This is a genomic window from Pleurocapsa minor HA4230-MV1 (genome assembly GCA_019359095.1).
In the GTDB taxonomy this organism is placed as follows: Bacteria; Cyanobacteriota; Cyanobacteriia; order Cyanobacteriales; family Xenococcaceae; genus Waterburya; species Waterburya minor.
In genome coordinates this window covers 26,584-49,981 of sequence record JAHHHZ010000023.1, presented here as the reverse complement: position 1 = coordinate 49,981, position 23,398 = coordinate 26,584, and the positions used below count along the sequence as shown (strand labels likewise).

31 protein-coding genes are annotated in these 23,398 nt (G+C 40.7%); 20 read left to right on the top strand and 11 right to left on the bottom strand.

Features of this window, described 5'->3' with window-relative positions; genetic code table 11:
* Positions 1-109: 109 nt before the first annotated feature.
* From KME09_14825 to KME09_14800, 6 genes are all read right to left on the bottom strand, one after another.
* Entirely contained in the window at positions 110-2,506 is a 2,397-nt protein-coding gene (locus KME09_14825; protein MBW4535206.1) for an endonuclease MutS2, read from the bottom strand.
* Between the two features lie 22 nt (positions 2,507-2,528).
* Entirely contained in the window at positions 2,529-3,755 is a 1,227-nt protein-coding gene (locus KME09_14820) for a transposase (GenBank protein MBW4535205.1), read from the bottom strand.
* A 251-nt stretch (positions 3,756-4,006) separates the two neighbouring features.
* The gene (locus KME09_14815; protein ID MBW4535204.1) at positions 4,007-4,234 is read right to left on the bottom strand and encodes a hypothetical protein; all 228 of its coding nucleotides are present in this window, start codon (positions 4,232-4,234) and stop codon (positions 4,007-4,009) included.
* On the bottom strand, positions 4,227-4,499 hold the full coding sequence (locus KME09_14810) for a hypothetical protein (GenBank protein MBW4535203.1): 273 nt from the start codon (positions 4,497-4,499) through the stop codon (positions 4,227-4,229). Before KME09_14810 ends, KME09_14815 begins: the two co-directional genes overlap by 8 nt.
* Before the next feature lie 3 nt (positions 4,500-4,502).
* A complete protein-coding gene (locus tag KME09_14805; protein ID MBW4535202.1) occupies positions 4,503-4,679 on the bottom strand; it encodes a hypothetical protein in 177 nt (58 codons plus the stop codon).
* 73 nt (positions 4,680-4,752) lie between these two features.
* Complete coding sequence (locus KME09_14800; GenBank protein MBW4535201.1) at positions 4,753-5,037, bottom strand: hypothetical protein; 285 nt, start codon at positions 5,035-5,037, stop codon at positions 4,753-4,755.
* A 340-nt stretch (positions 5,038-5,377) separates the two neighbouring features.
* Here KME09_14800 and KME09_14795 point away from each other — a divergent pair, with 340 nt between their 5' ends.
* The 3 genes from KME09_14795 (at position 5,378) to KME09_14785 (ending at position 6,882) form a co-directional block, all read left to right on the top strand.
* Positions 5,378-5,623 carry a helix-turn-helix domain-containing protein gene (locus tag KME09_14795; protein MBW4535200.1) on the top strand — a complete coding sequence of 82 codons (246 nt, stop codon included), beginning with the start codon at positions 5,378-5,380 and terminating at the stop codon, positions 5,621-5,623.
* A 73-nt stretch (positions 5,624-5,696) separates the two neighbouring features.
* A complete protein-coding gene (locus tag KME09_14790; protein ID MBW4535199.1) occupies positions 5,697-6,479 on the top strand; it encodes a hypothetical protein in 783 nt (260 codons plus the stop codon).
* A gap of 58 nt (positions 6,480-6,537) precedes the next feature.
* On the top strand, positions 6,538-6,882 hold the full coding sequence (locus KME09_14785) for a hypothetical protein (GenBank protein ID MBW4535198.1): 345 nt from the start codon (positions 6,538-6,540) through the stop codon (positions 6,880-6,882).
* On the opposite strand, the gene KME09_14780 is transcribed toward KME09_14785, so the two are convergent.
* Both KME09_14780 and KME09_14775 read right to left on the bottom strand, forming a co-directional pair.
* Positions 6,850-7,116, bottom strand: a complete 267-nt coding sequence (locus KME09_14780; protein MBW4535197.1) for a hypothetical protein — start codon at positions 7,114-7,116, stop codon at positions 6,850-6,852. The two genes, KME09_14785 and KME09_14780, sit on opposite strands and share 33 nt — an antisense overlap.
* A gap of 2 nt (positions 7,117-7,118) precedes the next feature.
* Complete coding sequence (locus KME09_14775; GenBank protein ID MBW4535196.1) at positions 7,119-7,694, bottom strand: tyrosine-type recombinase/integrase; 576 nt, start codon at positions 7,692-7,694, stop codon at positions 7,119-7,121.
* 202 nt (positions 7,695-7,896) lie between these two features.
* Here KME09_14775 and KME09_14770 point away from each other — a divergent pair, with 202 nt between their 5' ends.
* The 14 genes from KME09_14770 to KME09_14705 all read left to right on the top strand — a co-directional run bounded on the left by KME09_14770 (position 7,897) and on the right by KME09_14705 (position 15,431).
* Positions 7,897-8,271 carry a hypothetical protein gene (locus KME09_14770; GenBank protein ID MBW4535195.1) on the top strand — a complete coding sequence of 125 codons (375 nt, stop codon included), beginning with the start codon at positions 7,897-7,899 and terminating at the stop codon, positions 8,269-8,271.
* The gene (locus tag KME09_14765) at positions 8,271-9,305 is read left to right on the top strand and encodes a hypothetical protein (GenBank protein ID MBW4535194.1); all 1,035 of its coding nucleotides are present in this window, start codon (positions 8,271-8,273) and stop codon (positions 9,303-9,305) included. The genes KME09_14770 and KME09_14765 overlap by 1 nt, the downstream gene beginning before the upstream one ends.
* Positions 9,302-10,861 carry a collagen-like protein gene (locus tag KME09_14760; protein ID MBW4535193.1) on the top strand — a complete coding sequence of 520 codons (1,560 nt, stop codon included), beginning with the start codon at positions 9,302-9,304 and terminating at the stop codon, positions 10,859-10,861. Before KME09_14765 ends, KME09_14760 begins: the two co-directional genes overlap by 4 nt.
* Complete coding sequence (locus KME09_14755; protein MBW4535192.1) at positions 10,854-11,159, top strand: hypothetical protein; 306 nt, start codon at positions 10,854-10,856, stop codon at positions 11,157-11,159. Before KME09_14760 ends, KME09_14755 begins: the two co-directional genes overlap by 8 nt.
* 99 nt (positions 11,160-11,258) lie before the next feature.
* Complete coding sequence (locus KME09_14750) at positions 11,259-12,107, top strand: hypothetical protein (GenBank protein MBW4535191.1); 849 nt, start codon at positions 11,259-11,261, stop codon at positions 12,105-12,107.
* Positions 12,108-12,160: 53 nt separating this feature from the next.
* Positions 12,161-12,469 (top strand): hypothetical protein, encoded by a 309-nt coding sequence (locus tag KME09_14745; GenBank protein ID MBW4535190.1) that lies wholly within the window; start codon positions 12,161-12,163, stop codon positions 12,467-12,469.
* Positions 12,459-12,818: a hypothetical protein gene (locus KME09_14740; protein ID MBW4535189.1), complete on the top strand. Its 360-nt coding sequence runs from the start codon at positions 12,459-12,461 to the stop codon at positions 12,816-12,818. The genes KME09_14745 and KME09_14740 overlap by 11 nt, the downstream gene beginning before the upstream one ends.
* The gene (locus tag KME09_14735; protein ID MBW4535188.1) at positions 12,796-13,287 is read left to right on the top strand and encodes a hypothetical protein; all 492 of its coding nucleotides are present in this window, start codon (positions 12,796-12,798) and stop codon (positions 13,285-13,287) included. The genes KME09_14740 and KME09_14735 overlap by 23 nt, the downstream gene beginning before the upstream one ends.
* Entirely contained in the window at positions 13,287-13,697 is a 411-nt protein-coding gene (locus KME09_14730; GenBank protein MBW4535187.1) for a hypothetical protein, read from the top strand. Before KME09_14735 ends, KME09_14730 begins: the two co-directional genes overlap by 1 nt.
* Positions 13,698-13,700: 3 nt before the next feature.
* Positions 13,701-14,144 carry a hypothetical protein gene (locus KME09_14725; GenBank protein ID MBW4535186.1) on the top strand — a complete coding sequence of 148 codons (444 nt, stop codon included), beginning with the start codon at positions 13,701-13,703 and terminating at the stop codon, positions 14,142-14,144.
* A complete protein-coding gene (locus KME09_14720) occupies positions 14,132-14,446 on the top strand; it encodes a hypothetical protein (GenBank protein ID MBW4535185.1) in 315 nt (104 codons plus the stop codon). The genes KME09_14725 and KME09_14720 overlap by 13 nt, the downstream gene beginning before the upstream one ends.
* Positions 14,443-14,760: a hypothetical protein gene (locus KME09_14715; GenBank protein MBW4535184.1), complete on the top strand. Its 318-nt coding sequence runs from the start codon at positions 14,443-14,445 to the stop codon at positions 14,758-14,760. Before KME09_14720 ends, KME09_14715 begins: the two co-directional genes overlap by 4 nt.
* Entirely contained in the window at positions 14,757-15,191 is a 435-nt protein-coding gene (locus KME09_14710) for a hypothetical protein (GenBank protein MBW4535183.1), read from the top strand. Before KME09_14715 ends, KME09_14710 begins: the two co-directional genes overlap by 4 nt.
* Positions 15,192-15,287: 96 nt before the next feature.
* Complete coding sequence (locus KME09_14705) at positions 15,288-15,431, top strand: high light inducible protein (GenBank protein MBW4535182.1); 144 nt, start codon at positions 15,288-15,290, stop codon at positions 15,429-15,431.
* Positions 15,432-15,666: 235 nt separating this feature from the next.
* Here KME09_14705 and dnaB read toward each other — a convergent pair whose 3' ends face one another.
* Positions 15,667-17,001 (bottom strand): replicative DNA helicase, encoded by a 1,335-nt coding sequence (dnaB, locus tag KME09_14700; protein MBW4535181.1) that lies wholly within the window; start codon positions 16,999-17,001, stop codon positions 15,667-15,669.
* Positions 17,002-17,207: 206 nt separating this feature from the next.
* Between dnaB and KME09_14695 the strand changes: the two genes are divergently transcribed.
* Complete coding sequence (locus tag KME09_14695; protein ID MBW4535180.1) at positions 17,208-17,978, top strand: SDR family oxidoreductase; 771 nt, start codon at positions 17,208-17,210, stop codon at positions 17,976-17,978.
* 177 nt (positions 17,979-18,155) lie between these two features.
* Here KME09_14695 and KME09_14690 read toward each other — a convergent pair whose 3' ends face one another.
* Positions 18,156-18,365: a hypothetical protein gene (locus KME09_14690; protein ID MBW4535179.1), complete on the bottom strand. Its 210-nt coding sequence runs from the start codon at positions 18,363-18,365 to the stop codon at positions 18,156-18,158.
* Between the two features lie 174 nt (positions 18,366-18,539).
* Between KME09_14690 and KME09_14685 the strand changes: the two genes are divergently transcribed.
* Positions 18,540-19,463, top strand: a complete 924-nt coding sequence (locus KME09_14685; GenBank protein ID MBW4535178.1) for a LysR family transcriptional regulator — start codon at positions 18,540-18,542, stop codon at positions 19,461-19,463.
* 20 nt (positions 19,464-19,483) lie between these two features.
* Here the strand turns inward: KME09_14685 and hisC are convergent, their stop codons facing one another.
* On the bottom strand, positions 19,484-20,548 hold the full coding sequence (gene hisC, locus KME09_14680; protein MBW4535177.1) for a histidinol-phosphate transaminase: 1,065 nt from the start codon (positions 20,546-20,548) through the stop codon (positions 19,484-19,486).
* Positions 20,549-20,710: 162 nt separating this feature from the next.
* Between hisC and alaS the strand changes: the two genes are divergently transcribed.
* Positions 20,711-23,371, top strand: coding sequence for an alanine--tRNA ligase (gene alaS, locus KME09_14675; protein ID MBW4535176.1), 2,661 nt, complete (start codon positions 20,711-20,713; stop codon positions 23,369-23,371).
* Positions 23,372-23,398 lie beyond the last annotated feature (27 nt).

Below are 23,398 nucleotides of genomic sequence, written 5' to 3'. Positions count from 1 at the left end.
ACACCAACACTTCAATTTTACCTCCATAAACCAGGAGCTATTCCATGACTACATTTCACCCGATCGCGATCGATGGTTTAGATATCTTCTATCGATAAGCTGGCTTTTTCTATTTTAGATAGACCAAAGTTACGCCTGCACCACCTTCTTTCTGAGATGCAAGTTCAAATTTCTCTACCTGGGGATGACGCTGGAGATATTCATGTACACCCTGGCGTAAACGTCCTGTACCTTTACCATGAATGATCCACAGTACTCCTGCTTCAATAGCTTTGGCGATCGCATTATCTACCTCAATTTCGGCATTATCTACCCTTTGACCACGAATATCTAGGGTATTTCTCGATGTCCTGACTAACACTGGCGTTTTTTGGCGTTGAGTTTCGGTTAGAGGTTTTTTCTTGGTCTCTTTTGGTTTGAGATCGGCTTTTTGTCCACTGAGAGATTCAATTTCTAGCATGGCGACATTCATTTTCATCATGCCAAAGCGTACAGTTAGTTGTTCTGTCTCTTCATCAATACTCAATACCTCTGCCGTTTGATTGAGGCGGGGAATTCTAATTTTTTCGCCTACCTTGGGTTTATAGCTGGGTTTAGCTGCTTGTGGTGTCTGAGTTTTAGCTAATTCCTGGCTAGTGATGAGATCTAAGGCTTCTGTCGCCTGCTGGGTTTTTTGCATGGTTTGCTCTCCCTGCTGTAGCCGACGAATAACGCTGGCTACCTCTTTTTTGGCTTGGGCGATCGCATCCTGTACCGCTTGTTCCTGATATACTTTTAAGGACTGTTCTCGTTCTTGTAATAAAGAGGCTTTAGCCGACACTTCTGCATAAAAACGCTCTGTTTGTTCTAGTAGCTTACCCGCTTCATTAGCTTTGGCTTCTTGTTCTCTCCTTTGAGCTTCTAAGGCAGCAATTACCTGATTTACGTCTTCTGCCGAGCCTGTGCCAACCAAAGACTGCGCTTCTTGAATAATTTCTGTATTTAAGCCGAGGCGTTGAGCAATAGTTAAAGCATTAGAGCGCCCAGGGATTCCCCATAGCAGCCTATAGGTTGGTTGGAGAGTACTATCATCAAACTCTACGGAAGCATTCTCAAATCTAGCATCCTGATACTTGAGAGCCTTTAATTCTCCATAATGGGTAGTGGCAATAGTTAATAAACCATGTTCGGCGAGATATTTCAATAATGCGATCGCCAAGGCACTTCCTTCGGCGGGATCTGTTCCTGCACCCACTTCATCTAAAAGAATCAAAGAATTACCATTATTACCTTGTAAAGCTTGAATAATTCGACTAATACGACGAATATGTCCAGAAAAAGTCGATAAGCTTTGTTGTAAAGACTGTTCATCGCCAATATCAGCCAAAACTACATCAAACCAGGGTAATTCTACAGGTACTTGCGCGGGAACAAACATACCTGCTTTTGCCATTAACGCAGCCAACCCCATTGTCTTCAGGGTAACGGTTTTGCCTCCCGTATTCGGCCCTGTTATAGCTACCACCTTAGTTTCTGGTTTGACTAAGACATCAATTGGTACTACTGCTGTTCCTTGTTCATGCTGTTGTTGCCAAACCAACAGGGGATGACGTAAACGACGTAGGGTAGTGTCCTCTTGTTCTGGATCGATAAACCGAGGCGGATTTGCCTCTAACCACAAACCATAACGCGCCCTCGCCGTGGCTAAATCTAAGATCGTGGCAGCAATCAAGACTCTTTCTAAATCTTCCTGTACACCTGCCACCTTATCTGACAGCCCTTTTAAAATAATCTCTTCTTCCCGCTGTTCCTGGCGCTCTTTTTGCCGTAGCTGATTACCCAAGTGAATAATCACATTTGGCTCAATATAATAAGTTGAACCCGTACTCGAAACATCGTGAACAATCCCCTTAATCGTCTCCTTTTGACCAGGTTTGACAGATAGGACAAAGCGATCGCCCCGTTGAGTAATTACCGCTTCCTGGATGGCTGTGGAGTTACGCTGCATAATGCCTTGCAGTACTGTATAAATCCGACTCCGCAGATTTTTAATCTCACTCCGAATACCTGCTAATTTTGGGTTAGCGCGATCGGTTATTTCAGCGCGATCGTCAATACAATGATGGATTTCTTGCTCAATTTCAGGATAGGTACGTACATCAGCTACTAACTCAGATAAAGTTACTAACTCTTCGTTAGCATCAATCAAACGTCGCAGATAACGCATTCCTGCTAGGGTACTCGCTATATCCAGCAATTCCTGAGCGGATAAAATACCCCCAATCGCCGATCTTTCTAAAGACGCGCCGACATCTTTAATTCCTTTAAAAGTCCAACCAGAATCTAGCTGCTGTTCTAAGTTGTAAATCTCTTTAGTTTGAGCCAGTAAACTTTCACTTTGCGCCTGGGTGTCAGGTAATCTCAAATGACGCGCTGCCACCACACCTAACTTAGTTGCTGCAAAGGTGGCTAAATTCTGGCATAAACGTTGCCATTCCAATAAGTCTAAAGTTTCAGTGATAATCACAGGCAGTCTGTCATACTTCTCTCTAATCTATTCTAACTTGATTAATCTGCTTGAGAAGCTCGTAAAACAGCATTCGAGTTAATTTAAATAGAATTCTAGTTAGCGCGTCTTTACCCTTGACTGATTTCCTTAATTCAGTATAGCGATCGCTTAATTCTTGAGTCAGTTGATTGTGTTTGATATTTTTGGTTCGAGAAAGCACACAAACCGCCCAGATATAAAGATGGGAACGAATCATGGAATTGCCGTGAAACTTACGTTTAACCTTATCCCCTGATTGTTTGTAGCTATAGGATAGTCCCATAAAAGCTTGAAACTTACGTAAAGAGCGATCGCGCTTTTGTAATTTACCCGATTTGCGTTCGTATTCCACCCACGGTTTGCCTGCTACTAGAAATTTCTCAAACGGGTACAAATTAAATAGCAGTAATGTCCTAACGTTTAGACCAAAGTTAAATCGGTCAAACACGGCATTATAATCATCGAATTCTTTCTGACTTATTTCTTCGGTAATCGTTTCGAGGATCACCCCGATTCGCATCTCTAAACCCACAATTATTTTTGCGTGAGAGCGCGTGTAGGTGGATATTTCTATCCCTAATTCTGGTGCAATAGATAGTTTGTACTTGTTGTCATAGCGTGTGTTGGAGTGGTTAAAAGCTAGCCAATAAATAATTGGCGTGTAACTTCTTTGATCACTAATGTTCATAGTGTGGCGCGCTGCTTCTGGAAACTCGTAACTTAGTCTTTGTCGCAGCTGAGAAATTAACCCCGATCTAAGTTTCTGTAGCTGTTCCTTCTCATGAAATAACTCGCGTAATCTAGTAATAGCTACCGATTGAATTAAATTAAGAAAACGCTTTTGACCGTGAATATCGATAAAGCGATCGTCAAAATACGAAGCAGCAAGACAGAGAGCGTCTTCTTCATCGCGTTTATTAGTAAAACCATAGCTACCACGAACTTTTTCGAGATCGTTATGCCCAATCCAATAAATAGGAATGCCATATTTATCGGCGACTGTTACCCAGAATTGGCTATACCAATGTCCCGTTGGCTCTAAGACTATGCCCGTTGGCTCAAGAGATAATAATTTATCTACCCCTACACGCGAGCAATCTATTTTGTAAAATTGTTTGGTATTTTTCAATTCGCGATAGTGCTTTTGAATATTCGTGGGGAATTCGTGTAAGCAGCACAAAACAGCCGATCCGCGACCGACATCTAAGCCAATTATTCGATTAAACATATAATGGGTGTAGGTAATTAAGGCATCTTTTATGTATGAGTATTCATTCATAAAACGCGCCGTAGAACGTTGATCGGCTTGTGAAACACCCAAAGGAATTATCCTTTTTCTCTCTGTAAGCACGTTGATCAGCGTTTTGTCATGGGAATTTTGGCTTGTGAAGCATGAAAGCACAAAGGCTTATTTCTATTTAAAAGCGCAATACATCCCATACAGGATAGGTTGGAACTATCCCGCGACTATAGTAATTACTAAAGTTTCGATCGCTGTTCCAAAGCGATACTCATCAGGCGGTTAACTTCATTCTTGACTAAAACAATTGCTTGCTCAATATCATCTTCAGTACCAACAAAAGTATTGTCTGAATCGGCTACCTGAATAAAATAGCGATGTGTACCGTTACTTAAAGTGAGTGAACCACAGACGGTAAAGGGACTATCGGCAATGCGATCGCCGATCTGATATTTTGGTTCAATCATTAACAAAACTATTTTCCGAATTCCTCATGTTGTTTATATATTCTATTTTTTGAGATGAGCTTAAAACTACGCCATATTTTTGCTTCATCTGTTGATCTTTATATGCCCAAAATGTTTCAATGCCATAAGTATCAATAAATGAGCGCATTAACCAGTATGCACTACGAGTATTTGTGGCAGTAACAAACGCCATCCAATCAGTAAGGCTTTCTGGTGGTATATTTTGAGATCTCAACTCATGTAAATCGTAAATAATTTCACTCATGGTTTAAAAAGGTGGTTGGTCAAATTCAATACCCAAAGCTTGTTCTACTTTAGATTTTAGTGATGCGATCGCCACTTCTTCATCATCATCCTCATCTAGTTCTACCGATAGCTCAAGGCGTTCTGATTCATAGTTACCCAAGTTTTTAACTCGCTGGTAAGTTATTGTCTTATATTTCATATTTTGGTTAATTCATAAAATAAAAGTCTTCAAAAATATGCCATATCTAGAATAGGCATAACTTTAAAATTTACTAACGATATTGATTCAGATAATGGTTAGCTTCAATGTATTCGCTGATCCAGCTTGGCTGGTCGTGAGCTTTGGTAGAGCTAGCTTGTTCATCTAGAGCATTAATTACTGCCATAAACTGACTTTTGGTAATTTTGCCTTGCTGATATGCTGTAGTAGCGGTCGCTAGTACATCGGTTGACTGTATATGGTTATTTTCCTTCACGCTGGCTTCTATCGCCTTGGTGATTAGGTTTAACCCCATAGTTAAAATTTGAGCTTCTGCTCCACGATCGATGTTGCACATAGGTTTGATTTAATTTTCAGTGGTACATGGTTAATTGCTAGTACTCATACCCGTGGTCACTAACCACGCTGCTAAGAGATACGGCGCGTTTTGAGTAAGAGTATTCTTTCTCAAAAGCCGCCTTACTAATGCCTCGTTAACTGGCTTTACCAGTTCCGCTAGGTAGGATTTGCACCTACAGGACTCACACCGATATTCATCGGGCAATCATAAGAGACAATTAAAGGCATCAAGTGTTTCAAAATTACCGTTCTGTGGCACTTGGTGTTTTTTGTTGTCTATCTAAAAGTCATTATGACCTTTTTAAAAGAAAAAGTCAACTTGACTTTTTTTATGTAAAATGAAGCATGGAGATCGAAAGTTAAAGCAAAGTGAATCAATGATTGAAGCTCTCAGGATCGAGCGAACTAATCTTAATCAGAAAGAGTTTGCCGAAGCTTGCAAAATACCACTAAAAACTTATCAAAGATGGATTTTAGGTAAAACCGAAACTAGACCAAATTTGATACAGCTTAAATTGTTATGCAAGCAACTGAAGATTGAAAAAGTTGATGAGCTTCCCGACGATTTTTCCGATAAGTATTAGTCAAAAAATTAGCGAGTAAAGATTACTGCTTTACTCGCTTAACCAATTCAATGTAATTAAATACATTCTAATCATGACCTGGACAAAAAAACATGACAAATTCGCTCTAGCATGCAATTTGAGCGAATCACAAGGATACGTTTTACGTGACATATTGCGTAAAGGAAAGCTAAATGAACCAACTGAAGTTGAGATCGATCTTAGGGTAACAAACCGTTGGATTGGTAAAGTCAGAGCGCGGGGTGAATTTCATCGTAAGACCATCACGACCGCGATCGCTCAACTCGATGATAAAACTCAAGGCATGGTCACTATTCTCAAAAGATATAATCCTTGGGTTTACAAAATTCGTGTTAGACCGCTAGCTTTTGTTGAGAAAATTCAAAGCGCAAAATGCGCGTCGATTCCCAAACTAAAAACGGGAGATCCCATGTACAGCGATGAACACAAAAAACGTGTGTATGAGCAGCAGCAGCAAGATATATCTAAGATAGATAGCTTACTTAGACAAATTAACTTAAAGTTTGACCGAGACGCTTTAAACCGCATTTATCGTCTGGCAAACCGAAAAGTTGATGAGGTAGTTGATGCTATCCAATTGTTACTCTACCGTAATGGTTCTAAAGAGATCCCCAAGCCACATGGTTTTATCATGGATTGCCTCAAAAAAGGATGGCATTTAGCTTTTGACCCATTTTTTGAACCTGAATTACCACGGTTTAACTCTAAAGCCGAATGGGCAGAATATGGCAGATTGCTACGTGAGCAAGTCAAAGACAAGTATGGGGGCGATACTGTCTATGAATCAATCATCCATAGAAACTTGATGCGTTCGGGGGGTACACTACCAATTTGAACCATTGATTTATACGTGTTTGCGTGCCTAGGATAAATACAAATATCGGAGCAAGCGTATGTCAGAGCAATTGATTATTTCTGGACTCTGTAGCGACAGCGATCCTGTGTCGCTACAAAATACCCGTAGCGACGCTAAAAAACAAGCTATAGAACGCTATCTTAGACAAGGTAAGAAAGAACCATCAGTCAGTGTCAACAAATACAGTCCTGGTAAACGAGCGACAGAATACTATCGTGTCAGCTACCAGTTAGGCAATCGGAAAAAACATATTCATCTTCGTGGAGGCAGCACGATCGCTGAGCTGGCAAATTACCGAGCCAATGTTTTACAGGCAATGATTGACCGTGGTGCAGAATTATCAGAGGTACTAGCAGCAGTGAGAACTTTTAATGGAAGCTAGTCGATAGTGAATGATTTGCCTCGCGCTATTGTTTGGAATTGCTAATCTGATTAATCCGAATTCTAAGTAGCCGACCTTAACCAAGTATCGGCAATGAGCATGAATTACATTGACGTGTAGATCGATCAGCCCAGATAAAGCGACGGCACTAATCCAATCTGGGTTTGATGCAAAATAATCTTTGATTTGCTCGCGGTTAAAGATGCCTATTTCTTGTGCGTTCAATTTGCTCATAGCTAAATAGTTAAAGTGGCGATCGCTCGCTTGCATTCACGCGGATCGTTATCGAGATAATGTCTCACGGTCTGAATGTTCATGCCCATGGTTTCAGCAATAGTGACAATTTCAATCCCTGACTTTCTCAAGCTATTAATCACCCAACGGCGCGAAGAATGAGTTGAGTAACCAGATAAACCAAGTTCATCAAAAATAGCTCTCCAATACTTATCAACCGCGCGTAAACTGATATGCCCGATCTCACTATCGCTCTTGAATAAATAGCCTACGCCTTGTGGTGTATAGGTTTCAAGATAAAACTTCAAGTCAGGATGGACTGCCACTTGACGAGTAGCAGCTGCACCGTGTTTTGTGCTTTTTCTGGTTGAGCTAGCAAAAGTAATGAATTCAAGTACTTGACCGTTTTTATCATAAACATCACTCGCTTTTAACTGGACAATCGCGCCCATTCGTTCGCCAGTAAATAGCGAAATTTCAAAAATCAATCTTTGAGTCGGAGATTTAAACCGCGATCGCATTTGACGAATAATTTGCGGTGTCCAGATAGCCGCTTGACCTTTGCCGTGATTTTTCATCTTTAAAAAGAGGTACTGGAATTGTATTCAAATATCTACAATTCCAGTACTAGCAACCAATAAAGAGTAAATATAATTCGCTCAATAGTACCTGTAGCAATGCTTATCGACATCAGTAAAGGTACTTGTTCTATGTAGAACCAGAACCAATAATTGTTAGTTGAATTGGGAATAGTAGGAAAAATTAATCTTTTTTCTACTTATGGCTGATTTAACTCTGGCTCAAAGATTCGGCACAAGCGTTGCTTTTAACGAGACGACTAAAATTCTCTCAATCAACCTCAACGATCTAGCAAGCATAACGATTAGCGGGGTTGATGTTGGCTTAAATGTATCGGCAATGACCACAGCCAATAAAGACCAATACGCTAGTAAGATTCTGTGGGCATTACTGTTAAAATCTCAAGCTACTCAAGCAGCCGACAATAACGATGAGACGGTCAAACTCTATGTAACTAACCAAGGCAAGCGATCGTTTACTCGCAACAGCGTTGCACAGTTTGGCTATCAGCTAGTAGCGACCGCTTATCAAAACGATTCGTTGGGCGTAACTTTAGATCCAGATAATTTAGCCTAATGGGTAATTGGCACTGTATACCCTCAAGTTGTGCTGAGGTGGTTTATCAAAAATATGAACCACCCAAAGTTCGCTGGCGTTACCCTGGAGAAATTTGGCAAGAAATTATTGGTGATGATTACACAGTTAATCAACCAAAAGGCAAATGCCCTGTGTTGTATCACGTTTTTGGTCAGTATGTTTCTCTCAACACAGCTACCTGTGGTCAAATTGGCTATTGGAGAACAGCACAAGCAGTAATTGGTAGTCAAGTACTTAACTACACACCGCAAGTAAAATCAGACAATGAATGGGTTATTCCTTTAACTACAGGGGAGTTTCGTTCAATCCGTCCTATTAATTCTGCCACCTATTTTGCTAAAAATTTAGTAAACAGCGCTGGACAAATTTTCAATAGATTTGGTAGTTGTATTAACGTTTCTTCTCCTGAACATGGCAGGAGATTAGATTTAGTAGAAATAGATATTATTCGAGTTGATCGTCAACCTGATGATTGTGGTGATTGTACTTTTACCATCACCAAAAAAGGACAAATAGTTCATCAAGAAACGCGCGCCGTCTGCCCTAAAGTTGAAAAAATACCCTGCAAGCTGAGTGATGTCAGGCATTCAATTGAAATCAAAAAACTACCTTATTTAGAAAAAGTTGAGGTAGTTCCTTATCAATACAGCGCTTATAAATTGCCCGGTGTGCCTGCTCCAATAGTTCAAGCCGATCAAATTCCTGCTGAATGCCTAAATATCTACAACAACGCTATTTATGTTATTCCACCGTCTGGACAAGCTATATATCCTAACGCCACGCCATTTGATAGCTTTGTAGCTCAAATTTGTTCATACCCTGGTTGTCCTCCACCTGAATATCAAGTAATTTGTGACTGTAATAATTGTCAATCTTGCCCTGATGGCACTTGTCCGATTGAATGTGACGATCATATTTGTTGCTACAACGACTATGGTGTAAGCGTTCAATCGATACCCGCCTCTGATTATTGTGACGCGTTAGCTAATCCTTTAGGAGGAGGGAATTCATGAATTGTGATAACCTTTGCACCGCCGCTAAATGCGAAGAACTTGAAAATCGCCTTAGTGCTTTAGAGCAAGCAATAGAACTATTACAGGCATCGTTTGAAGCGCATACACAGCAAGATATTCCCGAAGCGCATAACTATGAAGAGCCTGAAGTGACGGTTAGTCTAGCTGCTAGCTCCGATCGAGACCTCAAAGTCTTTGTAGCGGTTGGCTCAAAAAATGACAGCGAGACAATTAAGCTGCCAGAACCTGAAGTGACAGTTAGTCTAGCTGCTAGCTCCGATCGAGACCTCAAAGTATTTGTAGCTGTAGGTTCTAAAAATGACAGCGAAACAATTACTTTACCTAAACCTGATTTTGATATTGATCTTTATATTCCAATTATTATCGCCCGTATAAAAGCCGAAATTATTGCTCAATTTGAAATTGAATTAGAAGCGCATATAAATTCAGATTTTACTCAAGCTCATAATTACCAAGAATCAGATTCAAATCTAGCTATTGATGGTAGTTACAGTAGTGACTATTTGTACTTAACTGTAGCTGATGGCAAAAGCCAAGACACGGCAACAATATTACTTCCTTTACCCAATACGATACAAGGTCAAGATGGAGAGAGGGGATTACGCGGGTTTAGTGGTGCTGACGGACAAGATGGTGCTGACGGACAAAATGGTGCTGACGGACAAGATGGTGCTGACGGACAAAATGGTGTTGACGGACGAGATGGTGTTGACGGACGAGATGGTGTTGACGGACGAGATGGTGTTGATGGACGAGATGGTGTTGATGGACGAGATGGTGTTGATGGACGAGATGGTGGTGGAGGTATTGAGTATAACGGCTGTGGCATCGAATTAAGTTACAAAAACTCGGAGTTAACCGCATTACTTACCGTCGGACAATGTACTAGCATTTCAAGCACTGAAATTATGGAATTTGCACCAATTAATGTAGAACGAATAACCTGCAATGAAGGCGTAGCAGAATCAGAAATTGTTACCGTAGCAGTTATCAAAGGCACTGAAGCAGCCGAACTCGAAGCTTATGCAGCTCGCGCAGCAATTCAACTCGCACAGTGTAAATTAGAACCAACTGAGGTAGTTAGTATCGTCGCCTCTCCTAAATATGTGACCAACGTTGAAGGCAAAGTATTAATCTTGCATTTTGTCACACTTGATAACTACCCTAAACGTAGTCGTGGTAGTAACTACAGACAAATACAAATACCAGGAGCAAAAGAAACTTACGACTGGAAAATTGATTTTGAAAACCTAGTTTGGCAACAGGGCAATCAATACGCTGAACTGGAATTAAACGAATACAGAGCTAGAGTATCGGGTTGGTTTGCGTCCCAAGTTGCTGCTGATACTTTTTTTGACTTTGTACTGAGTTTAACCGTTGGCACAGAAAAAAATCGTCGCTATCCCAAGCAAAAGTATCCTCGTACAGATATCCAAACCATTGATACCCGTCCCTATCGCGCTTTTATCGAGTCGATTAATCCCGATGGTCAGGCAATTTGTCACGTCAAATATGTCCCTCCAATAGATGAATAAACCATTAATTGAACCCTGTTTGAAGCTATCAGGCTCGGCGTTTCAAGGTAATACGCTTAACAGTACGCGCCCACTGTCGAGATTTGAAGATCGAGACAGCGTGAAAATAGTAAAACTAACTGACTTGTGTAGAGCTAACTTTATCACCATTGATGTTGGCTATCGCTTGATCAAACTCAAATATTTAATCGCTTTTCGCCGCCATCATGTCTGGTGGGTCACTTGTAATCCCTTGTGTAAACAAGAGCTATTAGATTACTTGGGAATCGAGCAATTACTGGGAGATGTCGAACAGTAGACACGGGTGGTTGACCCTTAAGGGTCAACCACCGATTTGTTTGGGTCAAAACAAGGCTTGAGGTTAGTTTGGGCATACATTACAGAAATTTTTATTGGTATGCCTAAAACAGTTGTTCCTGTGCGTTTTGTTCCCGATTCTGGCACAGGTTATTTGATGGATATCGGCACGGACATCGCAGCTAATGGACGCTTTGTCTTACCTCCTGATGTGCCTCAAACTGAAATCACTACAATTCTTACTAACATTGGCGCTCAACCATTATCTGCTGTTGGCGACCCGATTCCCTGCTCTGATGCCTCTAATGCCGATTTGCGTAAACTTGAGTTTATCCGCTCTAACGGCAACTCAATGAGTGTACCTGTAAGCAGTAGAGCTAATTTGCTTAACGCAGCTGTCGTTATTCGTGGCATTTTAAATGCTGCTGGCTCTGATGTTGTTTGTATCAAGCTAATCGGTGAATATTTTCCCGATCTAGCTGATGAGCTGGGATTGAATTATGGCAATGATTTTGCTGTTTCTCACATTCCTACTACAGGCGGTAAGCAATATTATCACGCTGGCAATATTAGCTATGAGACCGATGCTACATCAGGTGTATTAGGTTCATCTGTCGTATTTCAGCCAGTAAAAGCTATTAGCGATTTAGAGACAGCAGCATCTTCACAGTTACAGGCTGCTTGGAATGGCTGTGTCGGGCCTTTTGTTGACGCGCTAGCTTGTCGGGGTAAAGGTCGCCGTAACCCACGCAAACACAGACGCTATTTGATGACTTTTGCCGTCGGCACTGCTACTGCTCGTCAGACTGAAACTACCGAATTACCCGTCAAAGACGCTGAAGCTGCATCGATCTTGTCTTGTGGTCAAGCTGCTGCTGCTCTAAACGGTCTTTACTGTATCGGCTATCAAGGCGAAAGCTATGCTCGCTATCACAAGCTCTTGCCTTAGATATGGCTTTGGTATGGCTTTCTTATCGAACAGATTTAGATAGGGTATATCCCATGTTTGCTCTATCTATCGATCAAATCAATGACGTGGCAACCGAGATTAATCCCCTTGATTTGTTGCCCAATCAAGTCTTAAACGATTTGATTGAAATCTCTAACCCTTGTGCTGTTGCGGGTTTAACGCCGAGAAAACTAGCACTGTGGTTGCGTGATGGGGCGCAGTTTTTGATTAATTATCCCGTACCTTTTTCTGAACAACTAGCAGGGCAACTTACCAATTCGTTGGAGATTGTTGCCTGGGAATTTATCGGTGAAAGACTTAAATACGGTCGCTTGAGGAAGATCTTAGATAATGCCGTCTAGAAAATACATCTCCTACAAGTTTCTCTATGATGACGATCGCGGTCGTCAATCGATTAAACGTCACCGTAGCTATTTAAATTCAGATGGCTTGACCGAAGATACTCCAACCACGGCTTTATTTTTGGCGCGAGTGGTAAATATGAGTGAAAAAGTAACGGGTACTAGCGCTGGTCTACGGCATGTTTTGGCTTATGTAGGCACTCGTGAGTTGATTGCTAAAATTCCCTATCGTCCAAGCGATCCTTTACTGATTGAGCATGTTCAAGAAATTTTGGCGCAACCGCAGGTAATTTGTGGCGAATACAACGGGGAAAGATTAAGCGCATATGTCTACACAAATAGTATTTAGTGGCAATTTAGATCCCAGTGGCGCGAATCTATCTTCAAGGTTTACTGAAGCTTCGGTCTTTTTTATTGAAGCTCCTTTGTTAAACGCTGAGTTAGAAATTGATGTTTTTTTACAGGTTTATTTGCCAGGAATTTTAGGCGAGACAACGCGCAATATTCCCCTAGGAAAAATTGAATCACAAGCAATTTTGCTCAATGTTACCGATACTGAAACGGCTAATTTAATTCCTTTGGAGTATCAAAACACAGATCTAGAAATGGCATTGCTGTTTTTAGCTTCAGATACTACTTATCTTTATGCCGTAATTGTTAAACCTGATTGCAATTTATGCTTGCTCAACAATCAGTTAAATCAACTAAATACTAAAGTCGATTTGATTTTAACCTACCTTAATCTTGGCGTGCCTGTCGTACCTGCTAGCGTCTCAGGAATCGATTTTATTCAATTAAACATATTAGGAATTATTTAATGCAGCCTAATGTAATCACCGTATCAGGTGCTAAATATCAAGTTTTTAGCGACGAAAATAACGTTAATTTATCAGCTGGCAACGTTGATATTTTTGCTTTAAGAAGAGTTTTTGGACTGGCTATTAATAGTCCAAAAGTTGTTAATTTTGCCGATCTTCAAGGTTTTTGGGCAATTAATAGCTGTTATATATCTTCCCCACAAGATAGTGAACTCAAAATTGAGATTCTCGACGATCAGGGCGTTGTTTTTTTTACTGAGACACTTTTGCGCAATCAAACACCAAAAACCTTTCCCACAGTACTAGTTAACAACGCCGTTGCTGTAAGACTTACTGCTGCTCGTTCGGCGATAGGCTTGCTGCTGATTTATCTCAAACCCGCACATTTAGCTTACTCCAAGGATTTTTGATTAATGCTGACTCCATCAGGCAAAAAAGTAATTAGTTCAACTCCTATTTATTCAGGCTCTCACTTTACTTGGGGTGAAGCGACAGATAACTGCGCACGGACATTGCAAGACTTGATTATCTCGAACAAGTTAGTCAAAACTGGTAAAGAGATTGAAGAAAATATTATTGCTACAGCTAATCGTCTAGATGAGTTTCGAGCGCTGCTTGGCAATCGTCCCATCAAGGTTCATAGCTGGTATCGTCCGCAGCATATTAATAGTCGAGTCGGCGGGGTGAAAGATTCGCGGCATTTGTTTGGCGATGCCGTAGACATTTCAAGTGATTATTTATCACCGTCAGCTATCTACAAATTTCTCGATCGAGTACATATGTATGGTGGCTTAGGTCGATATAGAGGCTTTGTTCATGTTGATTTTCGCGGAGATATAGCAAGATGGTTCGCGTAAATAGTTCACCGACGGGTACTTTTTGGAACTGTGTAGGCATAGCGCTTGTAATCATGTCTTTAGGTATGAGCTGGAACTTATCAAAAACTAAAGAGTTTGAACTAGAGCTAGCTAGCTACAAGCTAAAAACTGGAAACGCGATCGCTGATGTGCAAAAAGTGTCGGACACATTAGAACGTAGTGTTGACCTGTTGCCGTTAAACAATCCCAAACGACAAGAATTTAAGCGGCAATTAGATCAGTCTGAGCAAAAGTTAGAAGCAGCTGCCGATGATATTTTTGAGGCAATGCCAGAACAATGAAAACTATACAGCATATAACAAACGCTAAATTCAAGGTAAATACGCAAGGAGTTGAAAACTCTGAATTAATACTTGATTTTCAACCAATTATCGATAAGTTCAAGCTTACAGGGGACTTTAAGTTAATTCATTGGCAAGCTCGGCCAAAAGGACATCGTGAATTCGGCATTTATTCAAGTGTTGACGATAGCTACAGATCCACGGATAACTTAAGCAAAGCTGGCTATGGTAGCGTGCAATTTTTGCAGTTAGATGATGCGACTGCTAATACTCTGCCTAGCGCTGTAATCCTGCATCGTGGTAACTTGAAATGAAAATCTTTATTGGTATCTGTATTGCTCATTTTGTGGAGCATTTAGCGCAAATTTATGAGTTATACGTGCTTGGTTGGTCACGTCCCTTGTGTTTGGGGTTTTTGGGATTATGGCAACCAGCGCTAATGCATTCGGAGTGGTTGCATTACGGCTATGCGCTTTTCATGCTAATTGGATTGTATCAGCTTCAACGTCAAGTTAAAACTCGTTGGTGGGTCACTACTATTTACCTGCAACAGTTTCATCACTTGGAACACTTGTTATTGCTTATCCAAGCGTTGGGGGGCGTAGCAATGGCAAATAGAACTAGCATTGGTGGAGCTTTTTTCCCTAGACTTGAACTACATTTTTTCTATAATCTCGTCGTGATGATACCCATGATGATCGCTTTAACTAAAAATAGAAATTTTACGAATGGGGTTTCTATTTAAATTATGGTCAGATGAAAGCAAAATATGTGATAAAGTTACGCTATATTAAGAATACTTGACATAGGTAAACCATACAATAAGGAGATAACTGTAATCGTGGACAAAAAAGAAGGCAAATTTGGCTTTACTAACTATGCAGAGATTTGGAATGGTCGTTTAGCAATGATTGGTTTTGTTACGGCAATTATCGTTGAAATGAATACTGGACACGGTGTTTTAAAACAGTTGGGTATCTTGTAATCTTAGTTTAATCATAATCTTACCAAGATTACTTAATTAATCCTCTGACCATCAAAATGCTTGAAGTCAGGGGTTTTTGCTATTGATGCAATCTATTAAGTCATATAGCAATCCTAAATGAAATGAGCAATTTCTACTACCTATATGCGAAGCGGTATCCTTTAGGACTACCTAAAAACCAATCAATGTAGTTTCATGAATCAAATAGGACTGCTAGATTCAATTCTATTTCTGGTTAATATTTGCCAGGTTGCGCTAAACTTTCAAACTTAGTTAATTCGGCATTAAACAACAGCTTAATCGTTCCCACAGGGCCATTACGATGTTTAACAATACTTACTTCTGTAATACCTCGGTCTGGAGTATCAGGATTATAATATTCATCACGATAAATCATCATGACTAAATCCGCGTCTTGCTCAATCGATCCCGACTCCCGTAAGTCAGACAGCATGGGGCGTTTATTAGTTCTTTGTTCTACTCCTCGACTTAACTGAGATAATGCCACAATCGGCACATTTAACTCTCTAGCTAAACCTTTTAAACTCCGCGTCATTTTAGAAAGCTGCTGTACGCGGTTGTCATTATCTCCCCCTTCCATTAACTGAAGATAATCAATCATCACTAAACCCAGAGGAACTGGTTGCTGTGCTTGCAGACGGCGTACTTGCGATCGCATTTGCATCACTGTTAAGTTAGCAGTATCGTCAATATAAATTGGTAGTTCGGAAAGTCTTTCTACTCCATCAATTAGCTGTCCAAACTCGTTTTGCGCAATTCTCCCTGAACGCAGACGGTTACTAGGAATCCTCGCCTCACCAGATAGCAATCTTTGGGTTAGCTGTTCTCGCGACATCTCTAGACTAAATACAGCAATGGGTAATTTAGAATCCCTGGCAATATTAGAAGCGACACATAAGGAAAACGCCGTTTTTCCCATTGATGGTCTACCTGCAATAATGATTAAGTCAGAACGACTAAAACCACTAGTCATCGCATCTAAATCATAATAACCAGAAGGAATCCCAGGTAAAGCCGTTTCTTGATGTAGTTCTTCAATCGTATTAAACGTGTTCACCAAAGTTTCCGCGATGGGAACTAAACCTTCTTGAGGACGTTCTTGAGTGAGACGAAAGATCTTCTGTTCCGCTGCATCTAAGACAACTTCCAATTCCGAGGTGTTATCGTAGCCGAGATCGACAATTTCATGTCCTGATGTAATCAACTGACGACGGACATACTTTTCCATGATCAGGTTGGCATAGCGATCCACATTAACCGCCGACACCGTACGGTTAAGCAACTGTGCCAACTTGGTTGTCCCACCCACCTGTTCTAATAAATTGCGATCGCTTAAATATGTACTAACAGAAATAAAATCCGTTGGTTTACCTTTGGCATTGAGACATAAGGCGGCGTAATAAATCTCTTGATGCGCTTTAACGTAGAAAGCATCTTTAACGACTAATTCTCCTACCCTGGTAATCGCTTCGGGATCGAACAGAATTCCCCCCAGGATCGCTTCTTCCGCCTCAATACTAGTTGGAGGTAAGTTGTTTATTTCTGCCATTAATAACTTTTGACTCTTACAGCATAACTATAGAACATATATTCTACTAAGCTGCGATATTTTGTGGCAAAGTGAGCAAGTAAAAATTACAGTGAGCGATCGCTTTTTTTAGTCGGAAAACACAAAATTATAGTATCGATATTAACGTGGTTATTAATCTACAAAAAAACCTACTCTGAAGATGTAGCATTTTTCACTAAATGAATATGGTTTCAATTCAAGAGCAAATTGTCGTCATTACTGGGGCGAGTAGTGGTATTGGTGCATCTTGCGCTAAGATGTTTGCCAAAGAAGGTGCATCGTTGATTTTAGCTGCACGTCGTCGGGATAAGTTAGAGGAAGTCGCCACAGAAATAAAGCAAGCTTATCAAAGCCAAATATATTTATTAGAAATGGATGTCAGCGATCGCCATGGGGTAGCCAAGTCGATGGATTCTTTGCCCGAATCTTGGCGAAATATCGATATTTTGGTCAATAATGCAGGATTAAGCCGTGGTTTGGACAAGCTGCAATCGGGAGATATCCAAAATTGGGAAGAGATGATCGATACTAATGTCAAAGGTTTGTTATATGTGACGCGATCGCTTTTACCTGGGATGGTGGAACGCAATCAAGGACATATTATTAATATTGGTTCAATTGCAGGACATCAAGCTTATCCTGGAGGCAATGTTTATTGTGCTACCAAAGCAGCCGTAAGAGCTTTATCGCAAGGGTTAAAAATGGATTTGTTGGGTACTCCCATTCGGGTAAGTTGTGTCGATCCTGGTTCTGTCGAAACAGATTTTAGTAAAGTGCGGTTTCGAGGAGATACTGAGAAAGCAGCTAAAGTTTATCAGGGAATGAATCCTTTAACTCCTGATGATATTGCCGAAATTGTCGTTTTTTGTGCGACTCGTCCAGCTCATGTTAATTTGAGCGAAGTATTAGTATTGGCTACCGATCAATCAAGCGCAACCATGATTCATCGGCACTAAAAATACTGGTCATATGAAGTCCGTTTAAACAATTCCAATTAAAACTCGCGCCAAGACGCTAAGACGTTTATCCCGCATAGTTCGGGGCAAAGATTTTATTAGAAGTAATTAAGCGGACTTGATATTAGACTTCTTGTTTGCACCTATTTAAATTATTTGAATCTTGCTAAGATCTAGCTAAAAACAATGATAGCGATTTTCAATCCAAACTTTAACATCTTGCTCAGAACCAAAAGTATATGATTTGTTAGTATAAAAATCGTATGCCTGCCAATATTGATTGCCAAAGCGATCTCGTTTTTGTCTGACTTGGGGTTCGTGATTAGATTTTACTAAGCTATTTTCAATTTTTTGCCAAAAATTGGTCATAAAATTAATTACTTTCATGATTAATTTCCACAGTTATAAACAATAAAGAAAAAGATTTTTAGCACCTTTGTTTGCTATAAATTAACTGTAGCTCTTGGGTATTTAATCTACAAAATAAGCTAGGCATGGTAAGTATGAATAAAATTAATAGTTAAATATCTGCTCTTCGGGTAGCTTGTAATAAAATTATTTATGAGTGCAATCGATCCGTATAAACTAAAAATTTCACAGCTACGAATACTGGTGGAGGTAGCCAATTATCGGAACTTTAGCGAGGCTGCTTTACACTTAGAAATTTCCCAGTCAGCAGTTAGTCATGCGATCGCCACTTTAGAAGCAGAGTTGGGAGTAATTTTGTTTAATCGGGGGCGTAATGGTGCAGATCTTACCCCTGTGGGAGAGCAATTAGTTTTACCTGCCAAAGAAATCTTAAACTTATTACAAAAGATGGCCACCGAAGCCAATCGGGCTAAAGGTTTAAAAGGGGGGAATGTGAGACTGGTAGCTTTTCGCAGCGCAGCAACTCATATTTTACCTGCCTTAATTGCTCAGTTTCGCCGTCAGTTTCCTTTAATTAAAGTGAGTGTTACCGATATTGAGGAACATTTCGAGATCGAAAATATTTTGCGTTCTGGTCAAGCAGATATTGGAATAGTCGATCTACCTTGTTCTCAGGAATTTGAAACCTGGGAAATTTATCGAGATGAATATGTGGTGCTGTTACCCCGCAGCCTGAAATTAAACCAAACACGATTAACCTGGGAACAATTAGCCACATATCCTCTAATTATCTCCGTGAATAATAGTTGTTCTTTAAAAATTCGACAATATTTACAGCGATCGCTAAAACCTGTAAATATTGCTTATGAAATGAAACAAGACTCAGCTATGACTAGTATGGCAATGCAAGGCTTAGGTGCAGCAATTTTGCCCCAGCTTGCTACCGAACCGCTTCCCAAACAATTAAAAGTTTATTCTTTGCCCATTCCTCTAGAAAGAATTATCGAAGCAGCAATTGTCAAAAATGCTTTGCATACTCCAGCCGTTTATGCCTTTCTAGATGTGCTTAAAAACTATGGTGTGATTGAAGGTCAAACTCCAAAAGCTAATAGCTAATTACAGCAGTTTCCTACTTCCTATTTCCTATTTCCTACTTGTACGGCTAGAATTGCCTGAAGTAATTTTTGGTTTTGTTCATCAGTTCCCACCGTAATACGTAATTTATCTGATAATCCTGGCGAGTCGAAATAGCGGACTAAGATATTTTGTGCTTTTAAAGCTTGGTAAATCTTCGCGGCTTGGTTATTAGGTGGCGTAACCAGTAAGAAATTTGCTTGAGAATCTCGGACTTTAAAACCAATTTCTCTTAAATCTATTGTTAGTTTACTGCGCGATCGCTTTATTTTTGACGCACAGTTATTTTTATAGGTTTGATCGTGCATCGCTGCTGCGCCAATCAAGATCGCCAAAGCATCAACGTTATAGCTATCTTTGACTTTAAACAGATTTGAGAGTAGCTGGGGATTGGTAATTCCAAAGCCTAAACGTAAACCAGCCAGGGAATAACCCTTAGAAAGGGTGCGTAAAATAATTACGTTCTCAAATTCTTGTACCAGAGACAAAGCCGTATAATCGGCAAAATCAACATAAGCTTCGTCAATAGCTAGAATACCCGACACTCTACTAGCCAACTGTCGCAAATCATCTAGCGGGACAATGTGACCCGAAGGACTATTCGGAGTAGCAATTAGAGTGACTGCACCACCCGCAGCAACTAACTCGGCAATTGGTAGCCGATCATCTTCAGGATAGGCAACTTCTACGCTCTCCGCAGCCTGCAATGATGCTAGGGTACGATAAAGTACGTAAGATGGCATCGGGTAGACCACCTTGCGCTCTTTTCCCTCGGCACAAGCGCGAATTAGAATGTTTAATAGATCATCACTACCGTTGCTAACAATTATCCAATCAGTAGGCACATCTAAAGCTTCACTAACAGCGCTACAGAAATCTCTAGAATAAGGATCGGGATAGCGTCTCAACCACTCACTATCTAAGTTGCGTAATACTTCTAATGCCTTGGGAGAAGGAGGATAAGGATTCTCATTAGTATTGAGTTTAATAATCGGTGATCCTGGTTTTGGTTGTTCTCCAGGAGTATAGCCTTGCATTGTGGCGATCGCAGGACGAAAATAGTTCATGTTAATTAATCAGTAATAAATTAAATTTATAGTATTTTGTTGGTTTTAAAATAGTTTTTAAGTAGATTGATTACTCTTGCGGGTGAGACTCAATAGAACTGGAAAAGATGTCAAAATAAACAAATAAATAAAAATACGCAAACTGCATTTATCTAAACTACTATGGCAGATCTCCCACACCTAAGCGGTAGCGAAATCCGCGAAAAATTTTTAAAGTTCTATGAAGAAAGATCCCACAAAATATTACCTAGCGCTTCTTTAATCCCTGAAGATCCCACAGTAATGTTGACTATTGCAGGAATGCTGCCGTTTAAGCCGATCTTCTTGGGACAGCGTAAAGCACCTCAACCTCGTGCTACTAGTTCCCAAAAGTGTATTCGCACCAACGATATTGAGAATGTGGGACGTACCGCCAGACATCATACCTTTTTCGAGATGTTGGGTAATTTTAGCTTTGGGGATTATTTTAAAGAAGAAGCGATCGCTTGGGCGTGGGAACTTTCAACACAGGTATATGGTTTGCCACCAGAACGGATTGTGCCTAGTGTTTATCATGATGATGATGAAGCTTTTGCGATTTGGCGTGACAAGATTGGTATTGCCGAACATCGTATTCAGCGGATGGGAGAAGATAATTTTTGGTCTTCTGGTATCACTGGCCCTTGTGGCACTAGTTCAGAGTTATTCTATGACTTTCATCCAGAATTGGGTGATGAGCAGATTGATTTGGAAGACGACAGCAGATTTATCGAGTTTTATAACTTGGTATTTATGCAATACAACAAAGATGTAGCAGGAAATCTGACACCTCTAGAGAATAAGAATATTGATACTGGTTTGGGTTTGGAAAGGATGGCGCAAATCCTTCAGCAAGTACCTAATAACTATGAAACCGATTTCATTCTGCCAATTATTAAAACTGCTGGGTTGATTGCGGAAATAGATTATAGCCAAGCTGATGAGCAAACTAAAATTTCTCTCAAGGTAATTGGCGATCACGTTCGCGCAGTAGTTCACATGATCGCCGATGGGGTGACAGCCTCGAATACAGATCGCGGTTATATTCTTCGCCGTCTGATCCGTCGGGTAATTCGCCACGGCAGATTGATTGGGATTGAAGGTAATTTTATTACTCAGGTTGCCGAAACAGCGATCGCCCTAGCCGAATCGGCTTATCCCCATGTTCGCGAACGTGAAAACGTGATTAAAAGTCAGCTACAGCGAGAAGAATCTCAATTCCTCAAAACTTTGACCAGAGGAGAGAAGTTACTGGCGGAGATTATTGCTCAAGCTGCTAACTTTTCGCAAACCAAGATCTCAGGGAAAGATGCCTTTGAACTTTATGATACCTATGGCTTTCCTTTAGAACTTACTCAAGAAGTAGCGTCAGAACAGGGATTAACTGTCGATCTTGAAGGGTTTGAACGGGAAATGGAGTTGCAAAAAACTCGTTCGCAAGATTCCCATGAGGCGATCGACCTCACAACTCAAAATGCTTTGGGTGAAATAGTTGCAGGTAGTAATGAAACAAGCTTCTTGGGATATCACAAATTTGTAACACAATCTCAAATTATGGGTATTGTGATTAGTAATGATGATGCAAATGATGATGCAAGTAGGGGCGTTTCGGCTGCTGCTGGCGATCGCGTGCAGATTATTCTCGATCAAACACCCTTTTATGGCGAGTCTGGCGGACAAATTGGCGATCGCGGATATCTTTCGGGGGATGATCTCTTAATCCGCATTGAAGACGTACAAAAAGAAGGTAACATCTTAGTTCATAAAGGTAAGGTAGAACGGGGTACTGTCAAGGTAGGAGATGTCGTTAATGCCACGATAGATCGTGCTTGCCGTCGTCGAGTCCAAGCAAACCATACCGCCACTCATTTATTACAGGCGGCACTAAAGAAAATAGTTGATGACTCTGTGTCTCAAGCAGGTTCGTTAGTCAACTTCGATCGTTTAAGATTTGACTTTAATTCTCCCCGCGCCTTAACTAGCGATGATGTGCAGCAGGTAGAAGAGTTAGTTAATACCTGGATATCCGAAGCCCACGAAGCCGATGTCCAGGTTATGCCCATCGCTGATGCCAAAGCAAAAGGGGCAACAGCCATGTTTGGAGAAAAATACGGCGATGAAGTGAGGGTAATTGATTTTCCTGGAGTTTCGATGGAACTTTGTGGCGGTACTCACGTTACCAATACTGCTGAAATTGGCGTATTTAAAATTATCGCCGAAACGGGGATTGCTTCTGGAGTCAGAAGGATTGAAGCCGTGGCGGGGCCAGCTATTTTAGATTATCTCAACGTGCGAGAGCGGGTGGTTAAAGAATTGAGCAGTACTTTTAAAGTCAAGCCCGAAGAAATTAGCGATCGCGTTAACAGTCTTCAGAATGAATTAAAAACTACCCAAAAAGAATTAGAAGCTGCCAAACAAGAACTTGCTCTCTTCAAATCAGATAGCCTACTGTCTCAGGCAGAAACCGTCGGTGAATATAAGATCTTAGTCGCAAATATGGGAGATATGGATGCGAAATCTCTCCAGTCTGCTGCCGAAAGATTACAGCAAAAATTAGGTGACGCTGCGGTGGTGATTGCCTCTATTCCCTCAGAAGGCAAAGTCAGCTTAGTTGCCGCTTTTAGCCAGAAAGTAATTAAAGAAAAACACCTACAGGCAGGTAAATTCATCGGTGCGATCGCCCAAATTTGCGGTGGTGGAGGTGGTGGCAGACCAAATCTGGCGCAGGCTGGCGCTAGAGATGTTAGTAAATTAGACGAGGCTTTAGCTACTGCCAAACAACAGTTAATTGAAGGTTTAAACTGAATTATCAAATTATGTAGGGGCAAGGTA

What these genes read in the sequence shown, in the direction of transcription:
- KME09_14820 (MBW4535205.1), bottom strand. Translation starts at nt 3,755, where the DNA reads ATGTTTAATCGAATAATTGGCTTAGATGTCGGTCGCGGATCGGCTGTT.
- KME09_14815 (MBW4535204.1), bottom strand. Translation starts at nt 4,234, where the DNA reads ATGATTGAACCAAAATATCAGATCGGCGATCGCATTGCCGATAGTCCC.
- KME09_14810 (MBW4535203.1), bottom strand. Translation starts at nt 4,499, where the DNA reads ATGAGTGAAATTATTTACGATTTACATGAGTTGAGATCTCAAAATATA.
- KME09_14805 (MBW4535202.1), bottom strand. Translation starts at nt 4,679, where the DNA reads ATGAAATATAAGACAATAACTTACCAGCGAGTTAAAAACTTGGGTAAC.
- KME09_14800 (MBW4535201.1), bottom strand. Translation starts at nt 5,037, where the DNA reads ATGTGCAACATCGATCGTGGAGCAGAAGCTCAAATTTTAACTATGGGG.
- KME09_14795 (MBW4535200.1), top strand. Translation starts at nt 5,378, where the DNA reads ATGAAGCATGGAGATCGAAAGTTAAAGCAAAGTGAATCAATGATTGAA.
- KME09_14790 (MBW4535199.1), top strand. Translation starts at nt 5,697, where the DNA reads ATGACCTGGACAAAAAAACATGACAAATTCGCTCTAGCATGCAATTTG.
- KME09_14785 (MBW4535198.1), top strand. Translation starts at nt 6,538, where the DNA reads ATGTCAGAGCAATTGATTATTTCTGGACTCTGTAGCGACAGCGATCCT.
- KME09_14780 (MBW4535197.1), bottom strand. Translation starts at nt 7,116, where the DNA reads ATGAGCAAATTGAACGCACAAGAAATAGGCATCTTTAACCGCGAGCAA.
- KME09_14775 (MBW4535196.1), bottom strand. Translation starts at nt 7,694, where the DNA reads ATGAAAAATCACGGCAAAGGTCAAGCGGCTATCTGGACACCGCAAATT.
- KME09_14770 (MBW4535195.1), top strand. Translation starts at nt 7,897, where the DNA reads ATGGCTGATTTAACTCTGGCTCAAAGATTCGGCACAAGCGTTGCTTTT.
- KME09_14765 (MBW4535194.1), top strand. Translation starts at nt 8,271, where the DNA reads ATGGGTAATTGGCACTGTATACCCTCAAGTTGTGCTGAGGTGGTTTAT.
- KME09_14760 (MBW4535193.1), top strand. Translation starts at nt 9,302, where the DNA reads ATGAATTGTGATAACCTTTGCACCGCCGCTAAATGCGAAGAACTTGAA.
- KME09_14755 (MBW4535192.1), top strand. Translation starts at nt 10,854, where the DNA reads ATGAATAAACCATTAATTGAACCCTGTTTGAAGCTATCAGGCTCGGCG.
- KME09_14750 (MBW4535191.1), top strand. Translation starts at nt 11,259, where the DNA reads ATGCCTAAAACAGTTGTTCCTGTGCGTTTTGTTCCCGATTCTGGCACA.
- KME09_14745 (MBW4535190.1), top strand. Translation starts at nt 12,161, where the DNA reads ATGTTTGCTCTATCTATCGATCAAATCAATGACGTGGCAACCGAGATT.
- KME09_14740 (MBW4535189.1), top strand. Translation starts at nt 12,459, where the DNA reads ATGCCGTCTAGAAAATACATCTCCTACAAGTTTCTCTATGATGACGAT.
- KME09_14735 (MBW4535188.1), top strand. Translation starts at nt 12,796, where the DNA reads ATGTCTACACAAATAGTATTTAGTGGCAATTTAGATCCCAGTGGCGCG.
- KME09_14730 (MBW4535187.1), top strand. Translation starts at nt 13,287, where the DNA reads ATGCAGCCTAATGTAATCACCGTATCAGGTGCTAAATATCAAGTTTTT.
- KME09_14725 (MBW4535186.1), top strand. Translation starts at nt 13,701, where the DNA reads ATGCTGACTCCATCAGGCAAAAAAGTAATTAGTTCAACTCCTATTTAT.
- KME09_14720 (MBW4535185.1), top strand. Translation starts at nt 14,132, where the DNA reads ATGGTTCGCGTAAATAGTTCACCGACGGGTACTTTTTGGAACTGTGTA.
- KME09_14715 (MBW4535184.1), top strand. Translation starts at nt 14,443, where the DNA reads ATGAAAACTATACAGCATATAACAAACGCTAAATTCAAGGTAAATACG.
- KME09_14710 (MBW4535183.1), top strand. Translation starts at nt 14,757, where the DNA reads ATGAAAATCTTTATTGGTATCTGTATTGCTCATTTTGTGGAGCATTTA.
- dnaB (MBW4535181.1), bottom strand. Translation starts at nt 17,001, where the DNA reads ATGGCAGAAATAAACAACTTACCTCCAACTAGTATTGAGGCGGAAGAA.
- KME09_14695 (MBW4535180.1), top strand. Translation starts at nt 17,208, where the DNA reads ATGGTTTCAATTCAAGAGCAAATTGTCGTCATTACTGGGGCGAGTAGT.
- KME09_14690 (MBW4535179.1), bottom strand. Translation starts at nt 18,365, where the DNA reads ATGAAAGTAATTAATTTTATGACCAATTTTTGGCAAAAAATTGAAAAT.
- KME09_14685 (MBW4535178.1), top strand. Translation starts at nt 18,540, where the DNA reads ATGAGTGCAATCGATCCGTATAAACTAAAAATTTCACAGCTACGAATA.
- hisC (MBW4535177.1), bottom strand. Translation starts at nt 20,548, where the DNA reads ATGAACTATTTTCGTCCTGCGATCGCCACAATGCAAGGCTATACTCCT.
- alaS (MBW4535176.1), top strand. Translation starts at nt 20,711, where the DNA reads ATGGCAGATCTCCCACACCTAAGCGGTAGCGAAATCCGCGAAAAATTT.